Here is an 11580-nt window from a genome sequence, read left to right as displayed (position 1 = left end):
AAGAGTACACGGCATAGACGAAAGAGAATTTTATTCACGATTAAATAAAAATATCACAGTAGAATTATTGAGAGAAAAATTAAAAGAATATACACATTTTTATAACAATCAAAGATTGATTTCTTCGCTAGGTTATATTACAATCAAAGAAAGAATCAAAAATATTATAGCAAGTAAAAGTACAATATCTATGGCTCCATGACAATAAAAATCAAATATATAATTGACAAAACATTAATAATGTAATACTATACTATGCGTTATATTTGAAAAATTATTTATTTACATATTTGGAGAGTTAATTATGGCTACAGCTCCATTAGGTTTTAATAGTAAAAGCGGCAAACAGTATAAAGTTATGTTAGTGGATGATTCTAGTATTATAAGAATAGCTGAAAAAAAAATATTACTTTCAGAAGATTTTAATGTTGTTATGGAAGCAGATAGTGCTATGGCTGCTTTAAAATATTTAAGAGAAATACCAGAAAAACCTGATATTATAATGCTTGACTTTGAAATGCCTCAGATGAATGGATTAGATTTACTTAAAAGAATAAGAGCATTAAACTATGAAGGTAAAATAGTTGTTGTTACTTCACATACCAATAAAGAAACTTTTTTGGAATTTGTAAATCTAAAAGTAGACACTTATATTGCAAAACCAATTCAGCGTCAGATAATAATTGCACATTTGGCAAGAATACTTGGAAGATTTGATTATTTATAATAGTATTTAATTATTATTTAATTCTATTATAATATCAACTTCGGTTAATGAACATTTTAATTGTGTTGCTATTTCCTTATTACTAAGACCTTCCTTATGCAGTTTTAGTATATTGTCATGTCTTGCCTTTTCATCAGTGTTGTTGGTGTTATTAGAATCATTTATAATATCTTTTGAGTTATTATTATTTCTGCTTAAGTTTATATTATTTCTTATAGTCAGGTCTAATTGATTTCTTAATTTTTCTATGGCTTCTTTTTTACTATTTTCTTTCATTTTTCTTATTTCATCATATCTGCTAGTTTTTATTTCTTCTTTTTTAGAATTATCCTCAAATTGTTTATCTTCTTTTTCCGTTTTTTCTATTGTAATATCTGTAATATCTAAAATATTATTATCTTTATTTTGTTCTATACTCTCTTCAATAACACTATTTTTATTATCTTCTATCTTTATATCTAATACGTTTTTTTCAGCGGCTTGAGAGTCTCCATATTTCATCTTTATATTTGTATTCAAATTAGCTTCTTTTTTTTCTTTTAATTCTTTAATTTGAGGATCTTTTTCAATTAATTGTTTGTTTAAATTGCTAGCCCTAGTTATAGCATCTTCTAATAATGATATTCTGCTTAATGCTATATTATTGAATTCTTTTACCAATGCTTCAATTTCATCTCTTGCCTTTTTTATCACCTCTTTCTCTAATCTTTCTCTAGCCCTCGAAACTATATATATATAAAACAAAGGTATTACAACTGCTAATATTATAACATTTATTATTATACTAATTAAGATTTGCATTTTTAAGAGTTATCCTATTTTTTATCCAAATATATCTATTTTTAGCCCTTTACTCTGCTCAGTAAGGGATACTTCTTCTATTTCTATATTATTACCTTGACTATCATCATAATTTTGATTAAATACGGATTTCTTTTTATTTTTCTTTCTATATGACATATAGCCTTTATTTTTTTGCTCATCTTTTTTTTCTTTAATTTTATTATCTTCAGCAACATTCTCAGATTTTACAACTGTTGAATCTTTTATATATGAATCTCTATGTATATCTTTGTCTTCAGATTGCATGGCTATTGTTTTGGCTGCCATTCTTACATGTTCCATCCTGCCTATATGCGATTGCTGCATATAAAGCACTTGTAAATCTAAAGGGGCTATAGGCATTTTTTATAAATCTCCGTATCTTATGCCATAAATTTATCCTATATTAATAAATATATATAATTTTTATTTTATTGCAAGTTAAAAATATAATGCATAATAAAATCGTTGACTTTTATTCTATATGTAGTATCATACATTAACTTTAAATAGAAAAATAGGAGTTTATTAAATGATATACTATAAAGATAATATTTTAATGTGTGAAGATATTGAGATTAGAAATATTACAGATATTTATAAGACTCCTTTTTATATATATTCAAAAAATGATATTTTACAAAAGATTAGATTTTTAAAAAATGTGTTTTCTGAAATAGAGAATCATTCTATTGTTTATGCTATTAAAGCAGAAAATAATTTATCTATATTAAAGATGATGATAGAAGAGGGAATTGGGGGAGATGTAGTATCTATTGGAGAGACTTTAAAATATATAAAAGCAGGCGGAAAAGCCGAAAATATAGTATTTTCTGGGGTTGCTAAAACAGAAGAAGAGATAAGAAAATCAATAGAATTAAATATAAAGCGTTTTAATATAGAATCTATTCCAGAAGCTATAAGAATAAACTCTATAGCAAAGGAATTAAAAAGAAGAGTAAAATGCTCTATAAGAGTGAATCCAAACATAGATGCTCATACGCATGAAAAAATTACAACAGGAATTAATGGAAATAAATTTGGTATTAGTATAAAGACAATTAGAGAAAATGCTAATATGTTAAAAGCTTTGGATAATATAGAAATAGATTCATTATCCATGCATATAGGCTCTCAAATGGTAGATGCAGAACCTTTTTATAAGGCAATACTAGTAATGAGAGATTTGATAGCAGAGGTTAATAGTTTAGGCTTTAATATAACAAACATAGATATAGGCGGAGGATTTGGAGTTAGATATAATAGAGCACATTCTGGTTTTGACTTTGATAAGTTCACAAAAGATAGTATAAAACTTCTTAAAGAGATGAATCTTATTGTTACCACAGAGCCAGGAAGATATTTTGTCGCTGAATCTGCTGCTTTAATAATGAGAGTTGAATATATTAAAGAAGAACTTAGCAGAAAGTATGCTATATTAGACGGCGGAATGAATGATTATGTAAGAGTTGCAATGTATGAGGCTTATAACGAGATAATGCCTTTAATAAAAAGTGATAAATATTCAAATTATGATTTTGTTGGTCCTATATGTGAAAGTTCTGATGTATTTGCAAATGATAGAGAATGCGAAACTCTTAAAGAGGGTGATTATGTTGCTTTGCTTGATTCGGGGGCTTATGGCTTTAGTATGGCAAGCAATTATAATTCCCGTCCATTAATATCGCAGGTTATGATAGATAAAGATAAACATTATGTCATAAGAAAAAGACAAAGTTTTGAAGATATGATAAAAGATGAAATAATATAATTTACATTTTTATTATCATATTTTTATCTAAAACAATTAAATAATAATAATAATTTTTTAATTTAATATTTATTCAAGTATAAATTAAATATTGCTTATTTTTATAAAGTTTACGTATATTATTATATTTAACTTTTTTGCTAATAAAATATTTATAAAATACTAAGAACATTTATTTGATTTACATATTATCAATTTTGTTTATTTAAAATATTTTCTTTTTTACAATAATCGCAGAGGAACTCTTTAAACTTATGTACTGTATCTCTGCTCATAGCATGTTCTATTAAACAGGCTTCTTCGTCTGCTATTTTTTCTTCTATATTTAAAACTTTAGTTAAGAAATAATAGAATATAGCATGCCTTTCAGCTATATCTTTTCCTATAGCTCTTCCAGAATCAGTTAATTCTATATCGCCATAATGTTCATGTTTTATATGTCCCAATTTAGATAATGTTTTTATAGCAGTATTAACACTCGCTTTTGAGCGTCCTACTAAATCAGCTATATCAGTGATTCTAATAGCTTCTTTAAATTTTTTTTCTACTTCCAAATTGTAGATAGTTTCTAGATAATTTTCTAATATTGGTGTTATTTCTTGTTGTTTCATATAAATGATTTTAATATAAAAAATATATAAGTCAATATAAAATACATAATTTTTTGTTTAGGAGTATGAGATATTGGACATTTTTTAGTATAAAAAAAGCAGTATCCTTGTTATAATATTTTGATATAGAAAATAAATAAAGGATACTACTATGAAAAAAGATTATAGCACAGAATTTAAATTATTTATAGTGGATGAAGCATTAGAAACTAAAAATATTAAAAGATTTTTAAAGATAGAAGAAATACCCAAATCTACTTTTTATGCTTGGCTTAAAAAATATAAAGACACTGGAACTGTCGCTAATTTTAGTACTAAGCCAAAAACTTCTCCAAATATCTTTAATAATCAAAAAGCTATTAATTTAATTATTGAACTCTATACTAAAGAATATCGAGGTAAGCATTATATTAAAGCATATTTAAATCGTAAAGGCATTAAGATAGGTGTTACAGCTATAGAGAATGTACTAAAAAGAAATAATCTTTGGAGATATAAAACAAAAAAGAAAAAGAAGCGATATGATAAGCGTAAATTTGTCTCTAAAATACAAAAAGAAGGCAAAATAGTTCAAATAGACACTAAATATATCAAATTAGGCAGAAAAACAGTCTATCAGTTCACTGCTGTAGATTTAGCTACTCGTTATAGTTGGAGAGAAATCTATGAAGATAAAACACCTTCTAGTGCTTTATCTTTCTTAAAATATGTCTTAAAAACTTCACCTTTTAAGATACAGGCTATACAAACGGACAATGGTATAGAATATACTTATCGCTGTATTAATACTCCTAAAATAAATATTTTTGATGAATACTGCTTAAAAAATAAATTAGAGAGGAGATATATTCCTATAGCAACACCAAGATACAATGGCGTAGTAGAAAGAGTACACGGCATAGACGAAAGAGAATTTTATTCACGATTAAATAAAAATATCACAGTAGAATTATTGAGAGAAAAATTAAAAGAATATACACATTTTTATAACAATCAAAGATTGATTTCTTCGTTAGGTTATATTACAATCAAAGAAAGAATCAAAAATATTATAGCAAGTAAAAGTACAATATCTATGGCTCCATGACAAATACATAATTTTTCATTGACTTGTAAAGATTTTTTATAATAATTAATATATATTTTTGATTGTTATAATATTTTATATAGTTTATACATATTGATAAAAGAAGTTTTTTAGTATAAAATTATATTTATAAAATTATATTAAATTGCCTATGCATAGAAATTACTACATTATAATATTAACTCTTATAATATCTAATCTGCTATATTCTTTTGGCGGCAGACCTATTACAGTAGAAGAAGTGCGACCATATTATACAGCATCAGATACTGCAAAAATAGAAATATTTATATATACAAATTTAAGCGGTAATACTAATTATAACTATTTAACTTTAGCAATAGCAGATGCAATAGCAAATCAATTAGAATATAATAAAACTATAAGACTTCAATCATCAACCAATGTAAAATTAACCCCAGTAGATTTTGAAAGAGCATATGAAAGAAAAGTTTTTCAATTTACAAATATTACCTACACTGCAACAGAATCTTCTAGTAATACTGCAATTGTTACAAATTATGAGTATTACTATTATACTAATTGGGGTGGATTAAGAAGCAATGTTACACTTATAACACCAGAAACTAAATATTTTCAACTTAATGATGAAGAGGTTATTATAAATTATAATGGAAGCAATGTTATAGTAAAAAATACCAATGATTTTATACAAAATATAGAGCTTGGTGGATATTTTTATGAGTATACAGGAGATGATATAAAAAAAGAGGTGTTTAAAAGAGATGCTGATGTTGTTATATTTGGAAGCATTGAATATAAAAGACCAAATATTAGTGTGATAACTTCTATAGCGTATGTGAAAGAGAGAAAAATAAATACTTATAGTATAGAAGTATCTGAGGCAAAAATAGATGAACAGATTCCTATTTATGCTTTGGATATAGCAAATAGAATTAGTTATGTGGATAAGACTGGTACTATTGCCATTGATGTAGAGCCTGAGGGGGCATTCGTTTATGTTGATAATGCATTGATTGGAATGAGCGGAGATACTTTATATTTGCCCACTTTAACTACTAATGCCCATAGATTTACAATTAAAAAAGATTTATACGAAACAATAGATACTATGCTTTCTTTTGAAAAAACAAATGAAGATATAATGCTTAATTTTAGTATGATTGAAATGACTAATACTGCCAAAGTAAAAATTAATATACCGGGCGGAGAGGAAAGTTCGGTAGTTATTAATGGAATAAAAAGAAAACCTGCTGATTTTATTTATGAAGATTTTGGATTTGGTACCTATTCTCTAAAGATTACTAATACTAATTATATAGATTATTATGGTACTTTTACAGTGAAAAGCACAAATTATTTAGATTTAACTCCAACCATGAAGCGTTTTTATGAACCTACTTGGGTAGATGTGGTATTTAAAAATTATGAAAGAAATACAAAGATATTTTTAGGGCTTACTATAGCTAGTACTATTTTTTCTATTGGTACTTACATATATGCTAATGAAATACTTGATTATACGATGATTAATTATTATGATAAATATCAAAATGCTGCCAATAGACCTCCTGTTGATTTAACTACATATAATACTGCTTTTAATATATATATAGGAGGGTTGGTTGCTACTGGAGTTTTTGCTTTAACTGCAGGAATATATTATATGCTTTGGGTTAATGAGAGTAATTTTGCTGTAGAAGAGCTTACTTTTTCTGGAGGTTATGGGGGAGCTAATATTGCATATACTTATCGGTGGTAATTTTATATAATTTATTTGACAATATATTATTATTGACTATACTATTTATAATGATATCAATTTAGGAGATGAGACTATGATTAATATTATTTTTATAGGAGCACCCGGTTCTGGTAAGGGTACTCAATCTGAGTTAATAGAAAAAGAATATTCTATATCTCATATTTCTACTGGAGATATGTTTAGAGAGAATATAGCAAATGGTACTGAGCTTGGAAAGACTGCTAAAATGTATATGGACAAGGGAGAATTAGTGCCTGACAGTTTGGTTATAGATATGCTTTTTGATAGGCTTAAAAAAGATGATTGTAAAAAGGGATTTATGCTTGACGGATATCCTAGAACTATGGAGCAGGCTAAAGAGTTAGATAAATTATTAGAAAAATTAAATTATAAAATTGATGCTATTATTAATCTTAATGTTGCTGAAAATATTATAATAAAAAGGCTTTTAAATAGAGGTCGTTCTGATGACAATGAAGAGACTATAAAAAATAGAATAAAAGTTTTTGAAAGTCAAAGTAAGCCTGTATTAGAATATTATAAAGATAAGGTTTATATAATAGATGTTGAAAGTCTTGAAAATGAAACACCTGAAGATATTTATAAAAAGATAAAAAAAGGTCTTGATGAGATAAAGAAATAAAATAATAAAATTTTATTTCTTATTAAATTAAACAAGGGGATTAAAGCCCCTTGTTTTTTTGTATATTTAAATAATTATATTAAGTTTTCAGGGTTTAGGCATTTAAGTTCATCTATAACAAATACACCATCTTTTCTAATTAATACATTATCAAAATACATCTCGCCTCCGCCATATTCTTTAGTTTGTATGCAAACTAAATCCCAGTGTATAGTAGATTTGTTTCCATTAGGAGCTTCATCATAACAAGCACCAGGAGTAAAATGGAAGCTTCCCATAATCTTTTCATCAAACAAAGTATCTTTCATAGGTTTAGTTATATAAGGATTAACTCCAATAGCAAACTCGCCTATATATCTAGCTCCTTCATCTGTGTCAAATATTTTATTTATTCTTTCATTATCATTTGCAGATGCATTTACTATTTTTCCATTTTTGAACTCTAATTTAATATTTTCGTAAGTGAAACCATCACTATATAATGAAGGAGTATTATATGATAAAACTCCATTAACAGAATCTCTAACAGGGGCGGTAAATACTTCACCATCGGGTATGTTCATTATTCCAGCACATTTTATTGCAGGTATGTCTTTTATAGAGAATTTTAAATTAGTACCTTCTCCTACAATTTTTACTTTGTCAGTTTTATTCATAAGATTAACTAAATTATCCATAGCCTTATCCATCTTTGAATAATCTAAATTGCAAACCTCAAAATAAAAATCTTCAAACTCATCTGTACTCATAGAAGCCTGCTGAGCCATAGAGGAAGTAGGGTAGTTTAATACAACCCATTTTGTGTTTTTTACCCTTTGATGCATATGTACTGGATCTAAATAAAGTTTCTCATATATTTTATAATTTTCTTCTTTAATTGAAGAGTTTTCAGCATTATTATTGCCTCCCCAAACACCAATATATGCATCCATTTTTTTCATTAGCATTAAATCAGATTCTGCCCAAGTCTTTATTTGTTCATCATTACATTTTTTTAATAACTCTCTCATAATTTGTGGGTCATGATTCCATACAAAAGGATTAGCACCTACTTTATAAACTTCTTGTATTATAGCCATTACTAAACTTCTCTCTTCTCCTTCCCCATAAACCTTTATTAAAACATTTTCTCCTTTTTTTAATCTGCATGAATAGTTTACTAAATTGTAAGCTAATTTTTCTATTCTTATATCTTTCATTTTTATTTACTCCTAATTATTAATTTATTTTGATTTAAGCATTTTATCTATAGTTTCGCCTATTATCTTCATTCCCTTATCAATATTTTCTACAGAACAGTTTGAATAACTCAATCTAAAAGTGCTTACATTTCTTTTTTTATTATAAAAAGGGTCACCCGGAGATATTGCCACATTTCTTTTTATAGTTTCATTTGCTAATTCTACAGATTTAATATTCTTTGGAAGCTCTACCCATATAAACATTCCCCCTTCTGGTTTTGTATATTTAACTTCTTTTGGAAAATATTTTTCTATAGCATTTATCATAGCATTACACTGCTTATAATATAATTTTCTTATTTTTTCTATATGTTTATCAAAGTTAGTATTATTTATATATTGAGCAATAGCCATTTGGTCTGGCATACTAGTGTGAACATCAAGTATTTGCTTGTATTCTATAGCCTTTTTTATGAACTCTTTATTTTTTGAGGCAATCCAGCCAACTCTTATTCCAGGTGAAATTGTTTTTGAAAAAGAGCCCATCAAAATAACTTGTTCATTTAGTAAGTTAAAAAATGATTCTTGATTTTCTCCTTTAAATCTCAAAGCACCGTATGGATTATCTTCTATAAGTATTGTATTAGTTTTTTTTATCATATCTGCTATTATTTTTCTTGTTGAATTATTATAAGTTAAACCTGTTGGGTTTTGAAAGTTTGGAATTGTATAGAATAATTTTGATTTATATCTTTTTAGTATGTTTTTTAATTCATCTAAATTAATTCCTTCATCGTTTATTTCTACGCTATGTATTTTAGCATTGTATAAATTGAATGTTTGAATTGCTGCCAAAAAAGTAGGAGTTTCCACTATAACATTATCATTATCATTTAACACAACAGCAGATATTATATCAAAACCTTGCTGTGCTCCATTAATTATTAATATATCATCAGCTTCTAAATTAATATTTTCTTTAGTTTTATATCTTTGTGCTATTATTTTTCTTAATTCAATATAACCTTGAGTATTTGCATATTGTAATGCTGTTTTATAATGATTATCCATTACAAAAGAGTATGCTTTTTTTAATTCTTTATTTGGAAACGAAATAGGGTTAGGCATTCCTCCAGCAAAACTAATAACATTAGGAATAGAAACAGCTTTTAACATAAAATCAGAGAACTCTTTTTGAAAGTCTTTTTTAGCCATCATTTTAGAAATTTTAAAGTTCATATATCTCTCCATTTAATATAACTATATAAGTTTTTTTGCAAATATTTTAGAAAAATGTCATGGAGCCATAGATATTGTACTTTTACTTGCTATAATATTTTTGATTCTTTCTTTGATTGTAATATAACCTAACGAAGAAATCAATCTTTGATTGTTATAAAAATGTGTATATTCTTTTAATTTTTCTCTCAATAATTCTACTGTGATATTTTTATTTAATCGTGAATAAAATTCTCTTTCGTCTATGCCGTGTACTCTTTCTACTACGCCATTGTATCTTGGTGTTGCTACTGGAATATATCTTCTCTCTAATTTATTTTTCAAGCAGTATTCATCAAAAATATTGATTTTAGGAGTATTAATACAGCGATAAGTATATTCCATACCATTATCGGTCTGTATAGCTTGTATCTTAAAAGGTGAAGTTTTTAAGACATATTTTAAGAAAGATAAAGCACTATAAGGTGTTTTATCCTCATAGATTTGCCTCCAACTATAACGAGTAGCTAAATCTACAGCAGTGAACTGATAGACTCTTTTTCTGCCTAATTTGATATATTTAGTATCTATTTGAACTATTTTGCCTTCTTTTTGTATTTTAGAGACAAATTTTCGTTTATCATATCGCTTCTTTTTCTTTTTTATTTTGTATCTCCAAAGATTATTTCTTTTTAGTACATTCTCTATAGCTGTAACACCTATATTAATGCCTTCACGGTTCAAATATGCTTTAATATAATGCTTACCTCGATATTCTTTAGTATAGAGTTCAATAATTAAATTAATAGCTTTTTGATTATTAAAGATATTTGGAGAAGTTTTTGGCTTAGTACTAAAATTAGCGACAGTTCCAGTGTCTTTATATTTCTTAAGCCAAGTATAAAAAGTGGATTTATTTATTCTTTCCATCTTTAAAAATCTTTTAATATTTTTAGTTTCTAATGCTTCATCCACTATAAATAATTTAAATTCTGTGCTATAATCTCTTTTCATAGTAGTATCCTTTATTTATTTTATATATCAAAATATTATAACAAGGATACTGCTTTTTTTATACTAAAAAATGTCCAATATCTCACACTCCTAAACAAATATTTTAGAAAAAGAACTTGCTATTTTTTTTTAATATGTTATATTATATAGCATATTAAAGATAAAAAAAGGGCCTGTAGCTCAGATGGCTAGAGCGTTCGACTGATAATCGAAAGGTCGGTGGTTCAATTCCTCCCAGGCCCACACGCTCAGGTTCTTTCAAAATATACACGGGGGTTTAGCTCAGTTTGGGAGAGCGACTGCCTTGCACGCAGTAGGTCGTGGGTTCGATCCCCATAACCTCCACATCTCTTAATAAACGATTCTTAAAATGATTTTAAGAGTCGTTTTTTTATATAGGACTTATTATGAGAAAATATCTTTTTTTAATAATGTTTATATTCTTTTCTTTTAATTTGGCATATACACTTACACAAGATGAAGAGATGCTTTTAGATGCATCAATATTTGGTGATGATGATATTGTTGAAGATTTGATAGCAAAAAATATCAATCTAAATGTTCAAGATGAGGCGGGAAATACGGCTTTAATATTAGCCTCTATGGAAGGGCATACAAAAGTAGTAGCTTTACTTTTAAATGCAAATGCTGATAAATATATAGTTAATAATGATGGTAATGATGCCATATTTTATGCCAAACAAAAAAATCATAAAAACATAATTAAGCTTTTAGAGTAATATTTTTTATTTTATAGAG

At 26.6% G+C, this 11580-nt stretch carries 13 protein-coding genes and 2 tRNA genes; 9 read left to right on the top strand and 6 right to left on the bottom strand.

The genetic code is table 11. The features are described from left to right. Both EPJ72_RS13045 and EPJ72_RS07475 read left to right on the top strand, forming a co-directional pair. Nucleotides 1–202, top strand: a 202-nt coding sequence (locus EPJ72_RS13045) for an IS3 family transposase (RefSeq protein WP_158636870.1), incomplete at its 5' end; no start/stop codon positions are given. A 102-nt stretch (nt 203–304) separates the two neighbouring features. Continuing rightward, nucleotides 305–727 (top strand): response regulator transcription factor, encoded by a 423-nt coding sequence (locus tag EPJ72_RS07475; protein WP_147731564.1) that lies wholly within the window; start codon nt 305–307, stop codon nt 725–727. Nucleotides 728–733: 6 nt separating this feature from the next. Here EPJ72_RS07475 and EPJ72_RS07470 read toward each other — a convergent pair whose 3' ends face one another. Then, nucleotides 734–1528 carry a hypothetical protein gene (locus EPJ72_RS07470; protein ID WP_147731563.1) on the bottom strand — a complete coding sequence of 265 codons (795 nt, stop codon included), beginning with the start codon at nt 1526–1528 and terminating at the stop codon, nt 734–736. Between the two features lie 21 nt (nt 1529–1549). Next, nucleotides 1550–1912 carry a hypothetical protein gene (locus tag EPJ72_RS07465; RefSeq protein ID WP_147731562.1) on the bottom strand — a complete coding sequence of 121 codons (363 nt, stop codon included), beginning with the start codon at nt 1910–1912 and terminating at the stop codon, nt 1550–1552. A gap of 169 nt (nt 1913–2081) precedes the next feature. On the opposite strand from EPJ72_RS07465, the gene lysA reads away from it, so the two are divergent. Further along, nucleotides 2082–3320, top strand: a complete 1239-nt coding sequence (lysA, locus tag EPJ72_RS07460; protein WP_147731561.1) for a diaminopimelate decarboxylase — start codon at nt 2082–2084, stop codon at nt 3318–3320. A 191-nt stretch (nt 3321–3511) separates the two neighbouring features. Here lysA and EPJ72_RS07455 read toward each other — a convergent pair whose 3' ends face one another. After that, nucleotides 3512–3931: a metal-dependent transcriptional regulator gene (locus EPJ72_RS07455; RefSeq protein ID WP_147731560.1), complete on the bottom strand. Its 420-nt coding sequence runs from the start codon at nt 3929–3931 to the stop codon at nt 3512–3514. 151 nt (nt 3932–4082) lie between these two features. Here EPJ72_RS07455 and EPJ72_RS07450 point away from each other — a divergent pair, with 151 nt between their 5' ends. The 3 genes from EPJ72_RS07450 to EPJ72_RS07440 all read left to right on the top strand — a co-directional run bounded on the left by EPJ72_RS07450 (nt 4083) and on the right by EPJ72_RS07440 (nt 7408). Continuing rightward, nucleotides 4083–5018: a DDE-type integrase/transposase/recombinase gene (locus tag EPJ72_RS07450; RefSeq protein ID WP_147731559.1), complete on the top strand. Its 936-nt coding sequence runs from the start codon at nt 4083–4085 to the stop codon at nt 5016–5018. A 151-nt stretch (nt 5019–5169) separates the two neighbouring features. Next, nucleotides 5170–6762 (top strand): hypothetical protein, encoded by a 1593-nt coding sequence (locus EPJ72_RS07445; RefSeq protein WP_147731558.1) that lies wholly within the window; start codon nt 5170–5172, stop codon nt 6760–6762. A gap of 76 nt (nt 6763–6838) precedes the next feature. After that, nucleotides 6839–7408: an adenylate kinase gene (locus EPJ72_RS07440; RefSeq protein WP_147731557.1), complete on the top strand. Its 570-nt coding sequence runs from the start codon at nt 6839–6841 to the stop codon at nt 7406–7408. Between the two features lie 74 nt (nt 7409–7482). Here the strand turns inward: EPJ72_RS07440 and EPJ72_RS07435 are convergent, their stop codons facing one another. Genes EPJ72_RS07435 through EPJ72_RS07425 form a run of 3 tightly spaced genes read right to left on the bottom strand, consistent with a single transcriptional unit; the run spans nt 7483 to nt 10821 of the window. Further along, a complete protein-coding gene (locus EPJ72_RS07435) occupies nt 7483–8607 on the bottom strand; it encodes an aminopeptidase (protein WP_147731556.1) in 1125 nt (374 codons plus the stop codon). Between the two features lie 24 nt (nt 8608–8631). Continuing rightward, nucleotides 8632–9828: an aminotransferase-like domain-containing protein gene (locus EPJ72_RS07430; protein ID WP_147731555.1), complete on the bottom strand. Its 1197-nt coding sequence runs from the start codon at nt 9826–9828 to the stop codon at nt 8632–8634. Between the two features lie 57 nt (nt 9829–9885). Continuing rightward, entirely contained in the window at nt 9886–10821 is a 936-nt protein-coding gene (locus tag EPJ72_RS07425) for a DDE-type integrase/transposase/recombinase (RefSeq protein WP_147731554.1), read from the bottom strand. A 169-nt stretch (nt 10822–10990) separates the two neighbouring features. Between EPJ72_RS07425 and EPJ72_RS07420 the strand changes: the two genes are divergently transcribed. The 3 genes from EPJ72_RS07420 to EPJ72_RS07410 all read left to right on the top strand — a co-directional run bounded on the left by EPJ72_RS07420 (nt 10991) and on the right by EPJ72_RS07410 (nt 11561). After that, nucleotides 10991–11064 (top strand) — tRNA-Ile (locus EPJ72_RS07420). A 28-nt stretch (nt 11065–11092) separates the two neighbouring features. Continuing rightward, a tRNA-Ala gene (locus tag EPJ72_RS07415) sits at nt 11093–11166 on the top strand. Nucleotides 11167–11228: 62 nt separating this feature from the next. Beyond that, nucleotides 11229–11561: an ankyrin repeat domain-containing protein gene (locus EPJ72_RS07410; RefSeq protein WP_147731553.1), complete on the top strand. Its 333-nt coding sequence runs from the start codon at nt 11229–11231 to the stop codon at nt 11559–11561. The last annotated feature ends 19 nt before the right edge of the window (nt 11562–11580 follow it).

Source organism: Brachyspira pilosicoli, assembly GCF_008016535.1.
GTDB lineage: Bacteria > Spirochaetota > Brachyspiria > Brachyspirales > Brachyspiraceae > Brachyspira > Brachyspira pilosicoli_A.
Note: the sequence above shows the minus strand (reverse complement) of the source record. Positions and strands in the feature narration are given on the sequence as shown.